Raw genomic sequence first — 17,865 nt, 5'->3', positions numbered from 1 at the left:
GTTTCTGTCATTGAGATGATAGAAGTCTAGGTAGTAAAAGAGCACCCCTCTTCGGAGGGTGCTCTTTTATTTTAACAACCTTTTTAGAAGTATTTGGGGAATACTCGTCCTCAGTGGAGATAGTTTAGAGCAATATTTATGCTCATCGACTGTGTTGAGGGGACTAGAATTCCCTCTGGGTTATTACAACTCTTCTGTTGCTCTCATGGGTGCGAGAGAGCCCTAAGGTACAACGTAGTGCGTATACAGAAAAGGTGGGGTCAGTATTTTACTTCTGATTCTTAGCGAGATATAAAAGCCTGTTCCTAAGTTGTTCTCATAGAACTGCATTTGAGGGATAGGAACCCCTATCTAGGCTCTTTATAAGCTCTTTCTTGACCCTATGGATAACCTCTAAGAGCTATCTGGTGTCTAATCAATGGATAAAATTACGAAGCCGTATAAACACTCCGATAAATATTGCGGATCAAAACCTGCTGACGTAGACGAATAAAGACCTGTTCAAGGAAATCATGCATATAGCACTCATCGGTACTTGTTGAAGCAGCAAAGCTAAGTCCTGAAAATGCCCCAAGGACAATTGACACTTTAACAAGAACAGAGCTAACAGGAAGTTCTACACCAAATAATAAAAAGTTCTCTGGCGTATGGTTAATCCACGATGCGGCAGCCTCTGAGGGGATAGCAAAACTACCAAACCACACGAAGAATAGAAAAACAAAGATGGAAAACATAACAGCTTGAATACACTGAACCATCGCTGGAACAAGAATAAAGTTAATGCGTTCGCTCACTCCTAAAGGTTTAGCAGAAACAGAACCTTCTATACGTTCTGTAACCGTGTTCCAAAAGCTCGTAGACTCAGCCGATACCCGCTGATACTCTTCTGAACTAAACTGAATACCCTTACCCTGATGATCTCCCAGAACTTCTTTAGAGCGTTCAATAACAGTCGTTGTAACGATAAAAAGAGCGAGGGTGAACATCACAGCTGACACGGCAAAAGTCTTTGCGTAGCTGAGAGCGTCTGCAACTTTCCAAATCTCTGCATTAACAAAGAAAAATAAGACCGCCACCATAAGCATTGGCAAAACTTTTGCAATCATAATCATTGCCGAGCCAAGCTGTACAAGAGTCTCTTTAAAAGCCCACCATAAAATTGAATCTAACCCTAGAAAAAGTGCTAATAGTATAGCTAGCACGCAAAGAATAACCTCAATGGAAGAGCTAAAGAAGAGAGGCTCCCCAATACCCATTCGATAGCTCAGGCTGGGGGATAAAAGATACATGATGGAGAGAATGCTCATCGATCCGGTAATAACAAAAAGTGTTTGCGGTGTTTTTCTTTTAAAACGAAGAACCAGCCACGGGATAACAAGTGCTACTAGCGGTCCACCAAATAAGAGAACAAAAGCTCCAATGCCTTTGATAATTTCTAATTGGATATCATCAGTGGTATCTTCTTGAACAAAAATTTTATCGTCTAGATGAGCCAAAATAGCCACAGAAATCGTCACAATGAATAAGGTGACTGATAGCCATAACCCTAAAGGAGTAATTCTCACGAACATTTCTTTGATGCGTTCCTGTGGAAGAATAACTAAAGGAAGGCCATTCGCCCTAAACCAACGTGATGCCTCATGATGTTCTGAAGAAGATAAGCTCATAGTTGCTATTCTAGAGTATGCAATTTTGTCTTTTTCTAGCGTAGTAGAGACTGAATGAACTCAAGTATGCAGATAGGATTCGCCGATGACTCGTTTTACTAATGAACAATTGCGTACTTTTACCTTAGTCGTTGATGAAGGCACCTTTGAAGCCGCAGCAGAAATTTTAGGTGTTAGTGCTTCGGCGATTTCTCAACGCATTAAAACAATGGAAACGAGTGCCGGTCGTATCCTGCTACAGCGTACTAATCCTGTACGTCCAACAGATTCTGGTGAAGTGGTTCTTAGAGTTGCCCGCCAAAATGAATATCTTAATGCAGAGCTAGAACAAGAACTCGGCGAATGTGCTGGGCAAGGCAGCATAACCATTGCTGTAAACTCTGATTCTTTGGCTACCTGGTTGCTCTCTGCTGTAGGGGAACTATCCCGATGCGATAAAATCTTTTGCGATCTCAGAAGAGAAGGGGAACAGCATTCTTCAGCTCTTCTCCGTTCTGGGGAAGTTATGGCGGCAATTACTTCTCATCCAGAACTCATTAATGGTTGTGAGGTTGAAGAACTTGGCCAAGCGCGGTACTGGTGTGTTGCCTCAAAAGAATTTGTTGATGAACATTTTAAAAATTGGCCACACCATATAACAGCAGAAGAACTCAACGCTGCACCCGTTATTGAGTTTGATAGAAAAGACCACGGACAGCGTTCTTCTCGTCATCTGATTCTCAAGGCCCACAACGTTGAAGATAACGGAGGAGAATCACCGAGTATTTATATTCCCTCGTCCCCTGACTATGCTCGAGCAGTAGAAGACGGTATTGGTTGGGGGCTTGTTCCAGAAGCTCAGTGCCGTCAAGGTCTTGAATCTGGAACAATAATATCTCTAGCGGGGGATGAGCCTCTAGATTTTCCCCTCTATTGGCAACGTTGGAAGATCTCGTCACGTATTCTTGACCGTGTTACCCAACGTATCTATGACGCTGCCCAGAAATACTTAGAACCTAAAAACCTCTAAAATGCAATCTTGACAAGAGTATATTCTGGTATAGGAATATATTTACCATATTCCCTGCCATACAAAATACGCGACAGCGGCAAAAACAAAACCAGCTAAAGCTAAACGACGCAACTTCGTCTCAAAAATGGCAGCACGAATATCCTCCCTCTTCTGGCGAGGCTCATGAGGATTCACCGGCGCCAAATTCGACGGATTCGTCACCTCAGGTTTATCAGATAAAGACCCCGTATCTTTCTCAGACATAACATCCACTAACGCCAACGAGTCATCATCAAAAGACCAGCCATCATCAAACCAACACCAATAGCAACATTCCACATCGAAAGACCCGGAATTGGCAGAGTTGTCTCACTAATATAGAAAACCATAATCCATAAAATACCGAGAACGACAAGACCAAACATAATAACCTGATACCACAGAGGAGTAGGAGAAGCGAAATCATCAGTAACCATTTCTTTAGCTATCCGACGAAAAGTCTCCTCCTCATGCAAATCACTATCCGTCATTACTTTCTTATCTTTTGCCATCTTTCCTCCAAATACTTATTTACCCATACGCCATATCAGGTACGGTTGAACATATACCCAATAAATCAACAGATTCATCGCTTAGAATTTTATCTGCTCAGACCCTAACAAACATAGCAGACACCTAAAAACACCCTCAAGAAAACCGACGAACCCGTACAACGGAAAATCTATGAAAAATACCTCCACCAGACCAGAAAAAAATACATCCCCTCATACAAAAGGGCGCATGGTCATACAAATTATCGGAGAAATACTCATCACCCTAGGGCTCATCTTGCTCCTCTTCGTCGGATGGCAACTTTGGTGGACCAATATCTCTGCTTCACAAACACAATCACAAGCAGTGCACACTCTCGCTGAAGAATTTAAACAAGCTGCAGAATCTGAGAAAACATCACCACAACAACCAACAACACCACAACAAAGCCCTAATACACCACAACAAGCCCAAGAACCATACTCTAACGAACCAATAGCACCACAAAACACCGCAACACCAGAAGAAAACAACAACCAACACTCACCAGAAGAAAACAACCCAGAACCACCAATACCCCATAACACCGACCCCAACAACCCACCTGTAGGACGCGAACCAGAATACGGAAAAGCCTACGGCATTGTGTATATCCCACGATTCGGCGCACACTACCAACGCCCCATCGCAGAAGGCACCGGAACAGATGTCCTCGACACACTAGGACTAGGACACTACGAAAACACCGCAATGCCCGGAGAAATTGGAAACTTCGCTCTTGCCGGACATCGCCAAACCAATGGAGCAGTGCTCGATTACATCGACCAGCTCCGTATCGGCGACAAAATATATGTACAAACCATTAACGGCTACTACACCTACACCATTTACGAAACATCAATCGTATACCCCGAAGATATCTACGTTATTGCCCCCAACCCTCAACACCCCGACAACGAACCTACTGAACGCATCATGACCCTAACAACCTGCCACCCCCGCTTCGGAGACACCCAACGATACATCGTTCACGCACGCTACGAACACTGGCAGCCACTATCTGCCGGAGCGCCCCAAGAACTTCAAACAGCGCAATAAACACCGCAAAAACCAAAGGTATAAGAAAATATGTACGCATGGATCTTTAGACACCTACCCGGACCACTCTGGGCACGTATTATCATCGCCATAGTACTGGTGCTCCTCATCATCTGGAGCCTCATGGAATATGTATTCCCAGCTATCGCAGAGTATAGTCCTCTATACCGTGACGTGACAGTAGACCACTAGCCTCCACTCAAAGAAGGAACTATGACCAGAATCCTTGTTATCGACAACTACGACAGCTTCGTCTTCACCCTCGTCGGCTACCTAGAACAACTCGGTGCTCACGTCACCGTCATCCGTAACGATGAAGCATCCCTAGAAACCGTCATCAACCAAGCCCAAGAACATGACGGCATCATGATCTCCCCCGGACCAGGTGCACCCCACGAAGCTGGCTGCATTATCGAACTCATACAATGGGCTGCGCAACACCATAAGCCACTCCTTGGAGTATGCCTAGGACACCAAGCCATTGCAGAGGCCTTCGGAGCCGTGGTTTACCACGCACCAGAAATCATGCACGGAAAAATCTCTCATATTACCCACAACGAACAATCCGTATTTAACGGCTTACCCAGCCCGCTACGAGTCACCCGCTACCACTCACTAGCCGTAGACCCAAAAACTATGCCAGAAGAACTCGAAGCAACCGCAACCAGCGAAAATGGCATCATCATGGCATTACAACATAAAACATGTCCCATACATGGAGTCCAATTCCACCCAGAATCAGTCCTCACAGAAGGTGGATATAGCATGCTTGGCACATGGTTAGAAGAAGTCGGACTCAACGGCGCACGAGAAAAAGCACAAAACCTCAGCCCCCACATCAACTCATAACCCCTATAAAAAATGCTGGTATAGAACTCATTACGAGATCTACACCAGCATTTTTTGATTGAAGATACATCAACTACGACATATCCTCTCACCATATTTAGTTATCTGACTTTTCCTCAGCTGCAGGAGCAGAAGGAGCAGGAGCCTGTGAAGAACGCTCAGGCGCCGGACGACGCTGACTATTCTCTGACTTTTCCTCAGCTGCAGGAGCAGAAGGAGCAGGAGCCTGTGAAGAACGCTCAGGCGCCGGACGAGGATTCTCCGGTGCAGGAGGAACAGGACGACGCTCAGGCTGAGGAGCTACCGTCGGACGAGGCCGAGGAGCAACCGTTGGAGCAGGAGGAGCAGCAGCAACACGAATCGTCACAGTGCTTCCCTGACCAATCGTCGTACCAGCAGCCGAACTCTGAGAAAGAACCGTACCCGCTGGAGCAGCATTGGTCTGAACCGTCTCAATATTCGTACTCAACAAAACATCAGGAGCACTCAACGCCGCAATCGCCTGATCACGACTCAAACCAATCAACTCAGGAACAGTCACTTTACCGTCCGAAAGAACAATATCAATGGTCGAACCAGCCGCAATCTTACTTCCTGGCTCCTTCGACAACGACACCACCATACCGGCAGGAATCGTTGCACTATTGACCGTAGACGTACGTCCAGGAACAAACCCAGCATCCTGCAAAGCAGAACGAACATAAGCCTCAGACTGGCCCTCAATATTATCTGGTATCGCCAACTGAGAAGGCCCCTTAGAAAGGGTCAGAAGAACCTCGCTGCCCTCTTCAACCTCAGTTCCTGTTACCGGCGTACTCTTAATAACATCATTCTTTGCAACAGCATCAGAGAACTCATCATCCCACTTAACCGTCAAATTAAGATTACGGACAGCAGTTTCAGCATCATTCTTCGATAACCCCTGAACAGCAGGAACCTGATGAACAGGAACCTTCTTTAGCTCATTCTGGTAGTACAACACCGTTGTCACCGAGAAAAGAGCCAAAGCAGCAATAATCATGCCAGTAATAACACGAGTCCACGCCTGACGACGACGACGCTTCTTTGCCAATGCCTCATTACGCTCATAATCATAAAGCTCTTCATCGGTATACTCAGCCTGAGCATTATCAAACCAACCGCCCAGACCAGCAGCTTCATCAGAAGAAGGCTGAGCATGAGCGCTCGTATTCAATGAAGAATATGCGGCAGAACCGCCCGCAACACCCGTTGCAGCAGCTGCACTCAGTGCTGTCGTAGAACCTGTCTCAACATCATCAAATGTTGCAGAAGGAACACCCTGAACAACATTTTCTAACGCTGAACGAAACTCATCGGCAGACTGGAAACGATCCGAACGAGACTTACTCAAAGCCTTCAACAAAACACCATCTAAGGCAGGAGCGAACTTGACCGAAGCATAAGAACTCGGATCTGCAGGTGTCTCACTAAGATGCTGATGTGCCAAATCCTTTGCCGAAGAAGCAATAAACGGCGGACGGCCACACAACAACTGGTATATCACACACGCAACAGAATAAATATCGCTACGAGAATCTACGGTCTCACCACGAACCTGCTCAGGAGCAATATACGCATGAGAACGTTCTGTCTGCTCAGTCGGTTCAGAAGAGCCTCCCACATTTTCCAAAGCTCGATCCAGACCAAAATCCAAGACCTTAACCTGACCAAACTGATTCTTTGAACGATCTTCCTCAGTGGAAGGCAACACCATAATATTGGTTGGACGTATACCACGATGAGTAATGCCCTGATCATTAGCATATTGAAGGGCCTCAAGAACCTGCGTACCATACGCAACAGCCTCAGCAACAGGAAGTTCCCCACGCTCATCTAATAATGTTGCAAGAGATTTTCCTGATACTAACTCCATCACCAAATAAGGAACCTGATGTAGAGGAGTCTCGTCATCACCCTCTACCGTAATCGTTCCTGTGTCATAGACTGCCACGATAGCAGGATGGTTCAAAACAGCAGCTGCTTCCGCCTCACGCTGGAAACGCGCGCAGAAAAGCGGATCCGCAGCTAACTCTGGATGCACCACTTTAAGTGCAACCCGACGTCCTAACCGCGTATCTTCGGCAGAATACACGGTAGCCATCGCACCGGAACCAAGAACATCTTGAATCCGGTAACGCTTATCAATCATTTCAGGAAGCTGAAATTCCATTCAATTCACCCGTTATTCGAAGCAGTTGGAGTAGTAGATGGATTAGTTGAAGACTGAGAATCTTCCGGCTGTTCCTGAGAACCAGCACTAGGAGAATCTGTAGCCGTCGGCGAAGCCGTTGACTTCGGTGAAGTTGCAACGTAAATATCTACGCTACTACCAACTTCAACTTTAGTCCCAGAAGAAGGGTTAGTTCGGAGTATCGTGTTTGGCTCCGCACTACTAGACTCCTCCTGATGAACTTTCACATTAACACCAAGTTTAGTAATTTCACTAATAGCTGTGTCGCTATTCATTCCTTCTAAATTAGAGGGAAGCGTCACAGAACGAGGACCAGTTGAATACGTAACCGTCACTGTAGCGCCTGGGCTCAACGCCCCCTCAGGTGATACAGACAATACCGTATCTGCCGGCTGATCAGAAGTTCTCCCCGTAGTTTTTGTAGACAACCCCTGTGCGACAAGCTCATTCACAACATCCTCAAGTTTCTGGCCCTCAAAGGCAGAAGACACCACCTCAATAGTGACCGGAGAATCATCAACAGGAGCCTTCATCTCAGGAGACGCCTCTACTGTCGAAACTGTACCCGACACAGTTGGAACAGGAGTATCTTCAGAAGAAGCTGGCGTCCGCTGTGAGCCTTCAAGAATCACAAACCAAACCACTAACGCAACTACAACAGCTGCCAATATCAAAGATACCCACACCCACGGGGACTTTCGCTCAGCCCTTGCTGGATAGGAACGATACGTAGACTCAGCAACAGCCGGAATTGGCGCTGTCGTAGACTGCGGAACATGACGATGCCCAGAACCAAAACGAGGACGCTGAGGAGTAACAGCAGTAGGAGCCGTCATCACCTCCGTAACAGACGTACCATCAGGAGACAAAAACTCAGCTAGTGTCGGAACGCTCTTAATCGCAGCCTTAATATCCTTACGACGAATAGCATCAATAGCAGAAGCCAACGCTGTCGCATTCTTAGGACGCTGAGCCGGATCTTTAGACAACAAACACATAATCAGCGCTGCTGCTGGAGCTGGCACCGACTGAGGCAGCGGGGGAGGCGGATCATTCACCTGCGCCAACGCAATAGCAATCTGAGACTCTCCCGTAAAAGGACGCTTACCAGCTAAACATTCATAACCAATAATGCCCAAAGAATACATATCAGAAGAAGGAGTTGCCTGCTGCCCAGTAGCCTGCTCTGGTGCAAGGTACTGAGCCGTTCCCATCACCTGACCAGTAGCCGTTAACGGAACCTGATCTGCAAGACGAGCAATACCAAAATCCGTCACTTTAACACGATCACCCGGAGCAATAATCAAATTACCCGGCTTCACATCTCGGTGTACAAGGCCCTGATCATGAGCAACCGCAAGAGCACGCGCAGTCTGAGCAATAATACTCAAAATACGATCAGAATCTAATGTACGTTCCTTCTCAATAATGTTCGATAACGGATCTCCGGGAACAAGCTCCATCACCAAAAAGGCAGAGCCATCTTCCTCACCATAATCAAAAACATTTGCCACCCCAGGATGATTCAACAACGCAGTATGGCGAGCTTCAGCACGGAAACGCTCCAAGAAACCAGGATCGCCGGTGTACTCCTCTTTAAGAATCTTCACCGCAACGATACGACCAAGTACCTTATCACGAGCCTTCCACACCTCACCCATACCACCAATAGCGATACGCTCCGTGAGATTATAACGACCACCTAACGACGTCTCAGTTGAAGGTCTCACTTATTCAACACCGCCTCAAAGAGTTGTTTAGCCGCGGGAGCAGTAAGCTGAGCACCCTCAGCGGTACTGACATCTTCATACATGACTGCAAGAGCAACCTGCGGATTATCTGCTGGCGCAAAACCAGTAAACCACGAATTATTCTGACCAGCTACACCAGTCTCCGCAGTACCCGTCTTGCCAGCTACCTTCACGCCGCTAACTGCAGCACCAGAGGCAATGCCGTTATCCACGTCGTTAACCATCCAATCACGAATTTGTTGCGAAACCTTTGGCGATGTAGAAGTACGCAACTCCTTCGCCGAAAATTCATAAAGAGAACTCAAATTATGAGACTTGACAGAGCGAATCAGATTCGGCTTCATCTGAACACCATCATTAGCAATAGCCGCAGACATCATCGCCACCTGCAAAGGAGTCGTTCTCACATCATATTGTCCAATAGAAGACAACGCCAAAGTACTATCCGAAAGATTTGACGGGAACACTGACTCCGATACCGGCAAAGGAATCTTCAACGAATCATCCTGATACCCAAAATTCTTAGCCGTGCGAGCAATAGCATCCTGCCCCAAATCTATAGCAATCTGAGCAAAAGGCGTATTACACGATTGGGCTAAAGCCCATTCTATAGTTGCCTCTTGAGAAGAAGAACAATGGCCATTGACATAATTTGGCAACGCCGTATTTGTCCCTGGAAGAACATACTCTTGAGGATTCGGAATAACACTCTTGGCAGAATACTTTCCCGACTCTAAAGCAGCCACCGCATCAATAATTTTAAACGTTGAACCAGGAGCATACGTCTTACCCGCAATAGCACGATTATAAAGAGGAGCGCTCTGATCATTATTGAGCTCCTGATACTGAGCCAACACCGACTCATTATCAGGAGAAGACAAAACATTAGGATCATAGGACGGGCTCGTTGCCATTGCAAGAACCTCACCCGTCTTCGGATTCAACGCCACAATAGCGCCTTTATGTCCCTCCAAAAGCTGATACGCCAAAGTTTGCAGCTGAGAATCAATAGTTAGCTCAACCGTTGCCCCCTGAGCAGAACCTCCCGTAAAAAGGCGTGAAAGACGATCATAGAACTGGTTGTCAGAATTCCCTGACAACTCACCATTCATCGCGTTCTCTAACCCCGTCGAACCATAGATAGACGAGAAATAACCAGTCAGCGGAGCATAAACATATGGATCTGAATAAACACGCTGATACTCATAACCGTTATGAGAAGGAACAGAAGAAGCAATCTCCTTGCCATCAACCACAATAGAACCACGCTGAGAACCATAATTCTCATATAACGTCCGAGAGTTCCACGGATTATCAGCTAATGCTTTAGCATCAAAGAACTGAATATACGTCAGCGAACAAAGAAGAAGAGCAAAAATACAGCTAGAAGCAATCCACGCCTTACGAATAGCCTTATTCACGGGGTGAACCTCCTACTCGAGTATGTGTTGCCATCTTAGAAATCAGACGAGTCACGCCGCCCTCTTGAGAATCCGTATCTGATGCTCCATCAACACCTGTTGAAGAATCAATAACATGTGGAGCGCGTGCAGCATGTGAAACTGACAGCAAAAGCGCAATAATAATCCAGTTTGCCAGAAGAGAAGAACCACCAGCAGATAGGAAAGGAGTCGTCAAACCAGTCAAAGGAATCATACGAGTCACCCCGCCAACGACCACAAAAAGCTGAATCACAATAGCAGCAGACAAACCACCACTGAGCAACTTGCCAAAAGCATCACGAGTTCCTAAAGCAGCACGGAAACCACGAGTAATCAACAAGAAATACAGCAATAAAATAGCGGATAAACCAACCAACCCAAGCTCTTCACCCAAAGACGTGACAATCATATCTGAGTTAGAGAATGCGACCAGATCAGGGCGACCTTTACCCCAGCCACGACCAAAGAGTCCACCAGCACCCAAACCAAAAATTCCCTGAATAATTTGACCAGAACCACCATAAGCACGGTTATAAATCTCAGGGTCAAATGCATGTATCCAACCATAGATACGAGCATTAACATGCCCGATAAACTGGTATGCCAATACGCCACCTAAAGCGACAAAACCCAGACCAAGGAATACCCACGTAGAACGTCCCGTTGCAAGATATAACATCGAGACGAACAAACCGAAGAACAAAATAGCTGACCCAAGATCCCGTTGGAAAATCAGAACACCAATACTCGCCAACCATGCAATAAACATGGGGGCTAAATCTCTAAAACGAGGGAAACGAAGCGGGCCCAACCTACGACCAGCAACCAAAATCAAATCACGATGAGTTGAAAGATACCCAGCAAAAAATATAGCTAAAGTAATCTTTGCAAGCTCACCAGGCTGGAAAGTGCGCCCAGCAATAGAAATCCAGATACGAGCACCGTAAATCTCAACACCCAAAAATGGAATCAGCGGCAACAACAATAACACCAACGAAACCAGCAAAGAAACATACGTGACTCTGCGAAGAACACGATGACTCTTGAGCATTAAAAGGGTCACCGCCGCAACAGTCATTCCTAACGCCGTCCACATAATTTGTGTTGCCCCAGCATTAGATGGAGTGGTCAAATCAATACGATAAATCATCGCCAGACCAAGACCATTCAAAAGCACCACAATAGGCAAAATCAACGGGTCAGCATATCGCGCTCGCAGATGCAAAACAGTATGAATAAGTAATGCGCCACCACCAAGAACACCTGTCGCAAGAACCCACGTATTATCATGCTTGAGCGTAATGTTCTCAGGGTCCACCAGCCACATACTGATAGGGCAGAAAGCTATAGCGATAACCGTTAAAAATAGTTCTATAAAACGACGAGTACGAGGCCTGTCTGAGGGCTTAAAAAACTTAGCCACGGGTAGCCTCCTCAGCTCTACTAGGTGAAGGTGAAACGCTGGACGATGAAGGAACAGGCGTAGCAGATGCTGAAGGTTTCTGCTGGTCTTTCTTCTCATGAGCAGAATCAACCTGCTGCCGTAAATCTGAAACAATTCGTGTAGCGTCGGATAAATCATGAGCAGAAATAGTGCTACGAACTAAAGATTGCGAATACTCCGGAAGCTCTGCAACCTCAAGAGACGTCTCTTCGACAACCTTATAAAAGTGAATAGCCCCTAAAGACTGCGGAACCCCATTGAAAACAGCAACTTTCTCGTTATTAATACCGACATAGTATTGATTCGACACCCACGAGGCAAAGGTCAAAACACTAGCAAAAAGAGTGCCAACAACTAATAAAGCAGTAAAAATACGAACACCCCAACGAGAACGTACTGACCGTTCTGGAGTTGTAATAGCCGCCTGAAACTCTTGAGGTAACTCAACTTCCTCTACCGGAACCAACGTCGCTGGTGTGGTCACTAAAGTTGCCCGCTGTGCTACCGTACGCTTCGTGACGGTAGGAATCATTCCTGTGTTCGTTGCGTTAGATGCTGCACCAACTAATTGATGTGGACGCTCAGCTAACTCTTCACGGAGTACAGCAGCAGACGAATCCTCAATATTTTCTGGACGCTCATCTACCCCAGAGGTTTCGGTCATCATATTAAAAACACCGTCGGAGAAAGATTCCCCACGCCACTTACCATGCGTCAAGGCATTGCGAATCTTCGTTTCTACCGGAAGACGGCGACGCCACGGAGCACGGTGCGAAGAAGGAGCGCCCTCATCTTCGCCCTGTTCTGAAGACATTGGCTCGATAGGAGTGCCCTCATCTAGAGAATGAGGGTTTTTAACAACACCAAGAAACTCTCCTTCATCAGAATACTGACGTAAAGGAATAATTGGTTGGGGTGATGTAACAGTAGAAGAAAGAGCATCTTCGTCAATGACAGAAAGAGCAACCACCGTTACGTTATCTGGAGCACCGCGGTCCAATGTTAAATCGACAAGAGAATCCACCATGTGTTTAAGATCTTCTGTCGAACGCATGACTTCTTCAATCTCTTCAACACCGACAACAGCGTCAAGACCGTCCGAGCTGAGAACCCATTTCTCGCCACATTCTGCCTCTAAGGTCAAAAGCTCTAACTCAGGTGAGGCATCAACATCCCCAAGAACACGCATAATAACGTTCTTATGAGGATGAGTAAGTGCCTGCTCAGGGGTAATACGCCCTTCTTCTAAGAGACGTTGCACAAAGGTATGATCCGTTGTGATTTGCTCAAAAACATCGTTCCGTAAACGATAAGCTCGTGAATCTCCAATATGCGCAAGCTCAATTTTTTCGCCGTCAACTAATAGGGCCGTACACGTTGTTCCCATACCAGAAAGACTTGGATTCAAATCAACGAGCTCATTCATGATGATATTAGCGGTTTGAATTTCATCTGCTAAATAGACACCGGCAGAACCTTCATAGCCACTATGGTCTAGAGGCGTGAGATCAAGGACCGTTGTTGCAGAAGCTACATCACCACCAACGTGTCCGCCCATACCATCGGCAACAACAGCTAGATAGTGTCCGGCGTATCCTGAGTCATCATTTTTAGAGCGCACACGACCAACATCAGACCGTGCTGCAAAACGAAATGCAATACCCATAGGCTTTATGCCTTCAACTGCATACTTGTATGACCGACACGGAACACCGTACCTGTCTCTAACAAAGTAGCCCTCGTCAAACGCTGATCATTAATAAAAGTACCATTCGTTGATGAAAGGTCCTCAATAAACCAGCGGGAGCCTTGAGGGAAAAGCCGTGCATGCTGATGCGAAGCATAATCATCTTTAATCTGCACATCAGCGTGAGAACCACGCCCGATTACTAGAGGTACATCAGATAGCCGAATAACATGACCAGCATATGCTCCATCAACGATAAGAAGCTGTTGAGCACGAGCAGGTGGCTTCGGTTTAGCCGGAGCAGCTGGCGGCTGAGGCCCCGTTGTTGGAGAGGATCCCTCAGCAGCATATTCTCTCTGTTCTATACGGTAATTTTTTCCAACGGCTAAGTCTTTGCGAGATGCAGCAACAACACCGTAGATAAACAACCACAAAATCAACAAAAACGCATAACGAAGGATACCAAGTGTAAATTCTGAAGCCATTAACGCGCACTCCTTGGAACCATAAGACGGAAAATAATTTGTGCACGACCCATCTTAAGGATTGAGCCATGAGTAAGTTCTCTACGTCCTTGAAGCCGCTGACCGTTGAGGTAGCTACCATTCGTTGAGCCTAAATCAACAGCAAGATAAATTCCGTCTTGTTCCATAATTTCTAGATGACGTCGAGACACCCCAGCGTCCTCGACCGTAATATCAGCTTGAGCCCCGCGACCAAGAACAACGGGGAAAGAATCAACAGAATAGTTCTGACCATTAATATTCAAAACTACCTGCGTTTTTTCAGTAGATTCGTCCTGTAACCGAGTGCCCCACGACGAAGAATGCTCGTGGGTGCTATGTGAAGACTGGGGGCTTCTCGCATTCTCTTGACGATACATATCTTGGTGATGAGGACGAGGAACCGCTAGATGAGGTTGTTGAGAAGGAACCTCTCCCGTTGAAATTTTCTCTTGAGAAGAAGACACCTTAAAATCTCCAGCATCAAGAGAATCATCACCAATAAAAGTAACTCGTACCGCACCGCGCAAAGAATACCCCTGAGCACGTGCTTGCCGAATTGCAACATCACATAACTCTTCAGCTAACGGAGTACCCCAACTTTTAACGCGCGGAAAATCTTCAGTAGCAAAATATAGGGTGAAAACATTGGGTGCCAGAGTATGCCCAGACGCTATAGAGTACGAGCGGTCATCCATCTCTGTGCGGATACGATTAGCTAAGTCAGCCGGCTCAAAACGGCTATTCCCGCCACTAAACGTGCCACGAACAGCTTTCTCTAGGCCTTGCTCAAGTTTGTTGATAAAACCCATGCTTGCCTCCTTGAGAATTTATATGTCCTTGACCGCAGATAACAGTAAAAACACCTAATAATGACTTTCAAGAGTGATAATCTACGTTCCTTATACGTAAACACACTACAATGCCAGTCTAATAGATGATTGAGAGAAACCTGTAAGAATTAGGTTTTTCTCTCCCTAGGAAGTTTTTTAGAAGTCAAAGGACTGATCAATCTTTTGCCCTGAAGTTGAATGATATTTCGTCCGAAGCTTCCGAAGATGAATATGGCGAGTAATGCGAATAGAAGGACGAATCAACATCAACATTGAACCAACAACAAAAAGCCACGTTCCAGCAGTAACCGTCTTAGGTGAGAAAAAAAGAAAAGAACCGATGAGGAAAATAACACCAATTAAAATGTCATTCAAAATGGATAGCGTCTCATATCGTTGGCGAATAATGAGCTCTTCATTGCCCCAACGTATCTCTAAGGAAGTATCTGTTTGAGGTTTTTTCATGAAAACATCATGTCATGATTACGAATAAGTATGTACCATCGGGTGACTGAAGACATGATATTTTTTGCAAAGAACGCCGTCTATGGGTGTATAATGATTTCTCGTTGTCGTCATTAAAACGACTCTAGCGCAAGTGGCGGAATTGGCAGACGCGCAGGCTTCAGGTGCCTGTGCCCGCAAGGGCGTGGGGGTTCAAGTCCCCCCTTGCGCACCCAACAAAGGTGCTTCCCTATTCACCTATGAATAGGGAAGCACCTCTTTTATTAAACGCATCATACAACGCGGCTAAGAACCACGAGACTCCTGATAACTTTTCTCATGATGGGCGCGAACTATCCAAGAAATGGGACCAAAAATAGGAAAAGCCAACGCCACAAAAAGCCATCCAAGTTTTTGCCCACGAGAAAAATAAGGGTTTCGATGAATCGTCAAAAGACAATACAAGGCAAGAGCCGCACCCACACCAATACCCACTAAAAGAACCCAACTTAACACCGTAGGATCAGACGTATTTCTCTGCGAGACCTCCAAAACCTCAGCACTTTGCCACACCATCAACACTCCCACCTCCATCAATCGAATAAAACTCAAATAGCATATACGAAGACGTCGGCTCCCTCGACACAAGAGAACCGACGCCTTATCTCACGACATTACCAATTGCCGAAAAAACTACACCTTAACGAAGAGTCTTCTCTCGATCAACCTGTTCCCAGAACTCACGAGTGCATACCTCATCAGTGCCGTCCCAAGCAGCAAGATTCTTAATCTCGGGCATGTCTGAGGCCTTAAAAATAGGCTCAAGACCAGCTTTACGCTGAACCTCATAGTTACGAAGCAACTTCATGACCTTCGGCATCAGCAAACATACAGCCGTCAAGTTCACAACGACCATGCCAGCATTCAACAAATCTGCTAAGTTCCATACGAGCTTCAACGAAGAAATAGCACCAAAGAATACGAAGAACAAGACAAGAACACGGAAAATAAACATCGGGGTCTTGTTCTCGGTCAAGAAACGAAGGTTTGACTCACCATAGTAGTAGTTACCCACAATAGAAGAGAAAGCAAACAACGCAATAGCAATGGTCAAGAAGTTAATAGACCATCCACCCAATTGCTCAGAAAGTGCAGACTGAGTCAGCGCCGCACCCTTAGCGTCACTACCATATTCTGGGTTTGAGAGTAGAACAATAAACGCAGTCACCGAGCAAACCAACATCGTATCGAAGTAAACACCAAGAGTCTGCACAAAACCCTGCTTTGCGGGGTGAGAAATTGTTGCGGTCGCACCAGCGTTAGGTGCAGTACCCATACCAGCCTCGTTAGAGAGTAAACCACGACGCATACCTAGAGTAATTGCCCCAATCAAACCACCAGTGGTGAATTCTTTAAGACCAAAAGCACCCTGAAGGATTTCTCCAAGAATATGAGGAACCTCCGTAAGATTCATCAGCACTACTGCAAGACCAAGCAACAGATACAGCACCGCCATAATAGGTACAAGCCATTCAGTCACAGAAGAAATAGCGCGAATACCACCAAAAATAATGCTTGCAGCAAGCACCATAACGATGACACCAATAGCAACACGCAAACCAAGAGAATCATCAGATGCAGAATCAAAACCAAAAGAAGTCGCTGCCGCATCAACAATAGAGTTCGTTTGCAAAGCAACAAAAACAAACGCGTAAGTGACGATAATAAACGCCACGAAAATGAGGCTCAACCAGCGCGCGTTCAAACCACGCTGCATATAGTATGCGGGGCCACCAATATAAGAATCTTGACCATGCTGTTTATATAGCTGTCCGAGGAGAGACTCTGCAAAAGCAGAGGCCGCACCGATAGCAGCAATAACCCACATCCAGAAAACAGCGCCAGGGCCACCAAGAGAAATTGCAATCGCAACACCAGCAATATTTCCAGTACCCACACGAGAAGCTGCCGAAACAGTAAACGCGCGGAATGATGAAATACCCTTACGCCCATCACTCTCTTTACCAGATGGCTCAACTACGGAGCGGAACATCTCAGGAAGTGCACGCCATTGCACCGCACGGGTAGCAACAGTAATGCCAAGACCAACGACGATCAGGACGATAAACAAAACACTCCAGACACTATCTGAAATGGAGGTAATAACTTCTGCCGCGGAGGCAGTAGCATCATTGATGTTATTAATGACATCAATAAAAGCATTCATAAAATGCTCCTTTACTGAGGAATGCACCGCACCTCTTACGGGGTGATAAGACATGCTGAGCTAGATGATCATGAGCCTCTGAACTACAGAGAAACGCAGTGTGTTACCGAGCAAGATAGAAAACGATGAAATCATCGGCAATATCCGAAAACCCATCAAGGGTAGCCAAAAAGTCTATAAGGCACG

At 46.1% G+C, this 17,865-nt stretch carries 17 protein-coding genes and 1 tRNA gene; 5 read left to right on the top strand and 13 right to left on the bottom strand.

Features of this window, described 5'->3' with window-relative positions:
- Window positions 1-428 precede the first annotated feature (428 nt).
- Window positions 429-1,667, bottom strand: coding sequence for a hypothetical protein (locus ACN081_RS05225; RefSeq protein ID WP_419107155.1), 1,239 nt, complete (start codon window positions 1,665-1,667; stop codon window positions 429-431).
- A gap of 85 nt (window positions 1,668-1,752) precedes the next feature.
- Between ACN081_RS05225 and ACN081_RS05220 the strand changes: the two genes are divergently transcribed.
- Window positions 1,753-2,676 (top strand): LysR family transcriptional regulator ArgP, encoded by a 924-nt coding sequence (locus ACN081_RS05220; RefSeq protein WP_419107154.1) that lies wholly within the window; start codon window positions 1,753-1,755, stop codon window positions 2,674-2,676.
- A 42-nt stretch (window positions 2,677-2,718) separates the two neighbouring features.
- Here ACN081_RS05220 and ACN081_RS05215 read toward each other — a convergent pair whose 3' ends face one another.
- Complete coding sequence (locus tag ACN081_RS05215) at window positions 2,719-2,922, bottom strand: long-chain fatty acid--CoA ligase (RefSeq protein WP_419107153.1); 204 nt, start codon at window positions 2,920-2,922, stop codon at window positions 2,719-2,721.
- A gap of 8 nt (window positions 2,923-2,930) precedes the next feature.
- The gene (locus tag ACN081_RS05210) at window positions 2,931-3,209 is read right to left on the bottom strand and encodes a cell division protein CrgA (RefSeq protein WP_419104029.1); all 279 of its coding nucleotides are present in this window, start codon (window positions 3,207-3,209) and stop codon (window positions 2,931-2,933) included.
- Between the two features lie 229 nt (window positions 3,210-3,438).
- Here ACN081_RS05210 and ACN081_RS05205 point away from each other — a divergent pair, with 229 nt between their 5' ends.
- Genes ACN081_RS05205 through ACN081_RS05195 form a run of 3 tightly spaced genes read left to right on the top strand, consistent with a single transcriptional unit; the run spans window position 3,439 to window position 5,136 of the window.
- A complete protein-coding gene (locus ACN081_RS05205) occupies window positions 3,439-4,287 on the top strand; it encodes a class E sortase (RefSeq protein WP_419107152.1) in 849 nt (282 codons plus the stop codon).
- A gap of 30 nt (window positions 4,288-4,317) precedes the next feature.
- On the top strand, window positions 4,318-4,479 hold the full coding sequence (locus ACN081_RS05200; RefSeq protein WP_419104027.1) for a hypothetical protein: 162 nt from the start codon (window positions 4,318-4,320) through the stop codon (window positions 4,477-4,479).
- Window positions 4,480-4,500: 21 nt separating this feature from the next.
- A complete protein-coding gene (locus ACN081_RS05195; protein WP_419104026.1) occupies window positions 4,501-5,136 on the top strand; it encodes an anthranilate synthase component II in 636 nt (211 codons plus the stop codon).
- Between the two features lie 97 nt (window positions 5,137-5,233).
- Here the strand turns inward: ACN081_RS05195 and pknB are convergent, their stop codons facing one another.
- From pknB to ACN081_RS05155, 8 genes are all read right to left on the bottom strand, one after another.
- On the bottom strand, window positions 5,234-7,327 hold the full coding sequence (gene pknB, locus ACN081_RS05190) for a Stk1 family PASTA domain-containing Ser/Thr kinase (RefSeq protein ID WP_419107151.1): 2,094 nt from the start codon (window positions 7,325-7,327) through the stop codon (window positions 5,234-5,236).
- Between the two features lie 5 nt (window positions 7,328-7,332).
- Complete coding sequence (locus ACN081_RS05185) at window positions 7,333-9,078, bottom strand: protein kinase domain-containing protein (RefSeq protein WP_419107150.1); 1,746 nt, start codon at window positions 9,076-9,078, stop codon at window positions 7,333-7,335.
- On the bottom strand, window positions 9,075-10,520 hold the full coding sequence (locus ACN081_RS05180; protein WP_419107149.1) for a peptidoglycan D,D-transpeptidase FtsI family protein: 1,446 nt from the start codon (window positions 10,518-10,520) through the stop codon (window positions 9,075-9,077). The genes ACN081_RS05185 and ACN081_RS05180 overlap by 4 nt, the downstream gene beginning before the upstream one ends.
- Window positions 10,513-11,964: an FtsW/RodA/SpoVE family cell cycle protein gene (locus ACN081_RS05175; RefSeq protein WP_419107148.1), complete on the bottom strand. Its 1,452-nt coding sequence runs from the start codon at window positions 11,962-11,964 to the stop codon at window positions 10,513-10,515. Before ACN081_RS05175 ends, ACN081_RS05180 begins: the two co-directional genes overlap by 8 nt.
- Window positions 11,957-13,651: a PP2C family protein-serine/threonine phosphatase gene (locus ACN081_RS05170; RefSeq protein WP_419107147.1), complete on the bottom strand. Its 1,695-nt coding sequence runs from the start codon at window positions 13,649-13,651 to the stop codon at window positions 11,957-11,959. Before ACN081_RS05170 ends, ACN081_RS05175 begins: the two co-directional genes overlap by 8 nt.
- A 5-nt stretch (window positions 13,652-13,656) precedes the next feature.
- On the bottom strand, window positions 13,657-14,157 hold the full coding sequence (locus ACN081_RS05165; protein WP_419107146.1) for an FHA domain-containing protein FhaB/FipA: 501 nt from the start codon (window positions 14,155-14,157) through the stop codon (window positions 13,657-13,659).
- Window positions 14,157-14,987 (bottom strand): FhaA domain-containing protein, encoded by an 831-nt coding sequence (locus ACN081_RS05160; RefSeq protein ID WP_419107145.1) that lies wholly within the window; start codon window positions 14,985-14,987, stop codon window positions 14,157-14,159. Before ACN081_RS05160 ends, ACN081_RS05165 begins: the two co-directional genes overlap by 1 nt.
- 177 nt (window positions 14,988-15,164) lie before the next feature.
- A complete protein-coding gene (locus ACN081_RS05155; protein ID WP_419107144.1) occupies window positions 15,165-15,473 on the bottom strand; it encodes a YrhK family protein in 309 nt (102 codons plus the stop codon).
- Window positions 15,474-15,600: 127 nt separating this feature from the next.
- Here ACN081_RS05155 and ACN081_RS05150 point away from each other — a divergent pair.
- Window positions 15,601-15,684: transfer RNA gene (locus ACN081_RS05150), tRNA-Leu, on the top strand.
- A 74-nt stretch (window positions 15,685-15,758) separates the two neighbouring features.
- On the opposite strand, the gene ACN081_RS05145 is transcribed toward ACN081_RS05150, so the two are convergent.
- Both ACN081_RS05145 and ACN081_RS05140 read right to left on the bottom strand, forming a co-directional pair.
- The gene (locus ACN081_RS05145) at window positions 15,759-16,064 is read right to left on the bottom strand and encodes a PLDc N-terminal domain-containing protein (protein WP_419107143.1); all 306 of its coding nucleotides are present in this window, start codon (window positions 16,062-16,064) and stop codon (window positions 15,759-15,761) included.
- A gap of 88 nt (window positions 16,065-16,152) precedes the next feature.
- Window positions 16,153-17,679: an alanine/glycine:cation symporter family protein gene (locus tag ACN081_RS05140; RefSeq protein WP_419107142.1), complete on the bottom strand. Its 1,527-nt coding sequence runs from the start codon at window positions 17,677-17,679 to the stop codon at window positions 16,153-16,155.
- Between the last annotated feature and the right edge of the window lie 186 nt (window positions 17,680-17,865).

Source organism: Rothia sp. P13129, assembly GCF_048512865.1.
In the GTDB taxonomy this organism is placed as follows: Bacteria; Actinomycetota; Actinomycetes; order Actinomycetales; family Micrococcaceae; genus Rothia.
Note: the sequence above shows the minus strand (reverse complement) of the source record. Positions and strands in the feature narration are given on the sequence as shown.

Coding starts and splice junctions, on each gene's coding strand:
- ACN081_RS05225 (WP_419107155.1), bottom strand. CDS start 1,667: ATGAGCTTATCTTCTTCAGAACATCATGAGGCATCACGTTGGTTTAGG.
- ACN081_RS05220 (WP_419107154.1), top strand. CDS start 1,753: ATGACTCGTTTTACTAATGAACAATTGCGTACTTTTACCTTAGTCGTT.
- ACN081_RS05215 (WP_419107153.1), bottom strand. CDS start 2,922: ATGTCTGAGAAAGATACGGGGTCTTTATCTGATAAACCTGAGGTGACG.
- ACN081_RS05210 (WP_419104029.1), bottom strand. CDS start 3,209: ATGGCAAAAGATAAGAAAGTAATGACGGATAGTGATTTGCATGAGGAG.
- ACN081_RS05205 (WP_419107152.1), top strand. CDS start 3,439: ATGGTCATACAAATTATCGGAGAAATACTCATCACCCTAGGGCTCATC.
- ACN081_RS05200 (WP_419104027.1), top strand. CDS start 4,318: ATGTACGCATGGATCTTTAGACACCTACCCGGACCACTCTGGGCACGT.
- ACN081_RS05195 (WP_419104026.1), top strand. CDS start 4,501: ATGACCAGAATCCTTGTTATCGACAACTACGACAGCTTCGTCTTCACC.
- pknB (WP_419107151.1), bottom strand. CDS start 7,327: ATGGAATTTCAGCTTCCTGAAATGATTGATAAGCGTTACCGGATTCAA.
- ACN081_RS05170 (WP_419107147.1), bottom strand. CDS start 13,651: ATGGGTATTGCATTTCGTTTTGCAGCACGGTCTGATGTTGGTCGTGTG.
- ACN081_RS05165 (WP_419107146.1), bottom strand. CDS start 14,157: ATGGCTTCAGAATTTACACTTGGTATCCTTCGTTATGCGTTTTTGTTG.
- ACN081_RS05160 (WP_419107145.1), bottom strand. CDS start 14,987: ATGGGTTTTATCAACAAACTTGAGCAAGGCCTAGAGAAAGCTGTTCGT.
- ACN081_RS05155 (WP_419107144.1), bottom strand. CDS start 15,473: ATGAAAAAACCTCAAACAGATACTTCCTTAGAGATACGTTGGGGCAAT.
- ACN081_RS05140 (WP_419107142.1), bottom strand. CDS start 17,679: ATGAATGCTTTTATTGATGTCATTAATAACATCAATGATGCTACTGCC.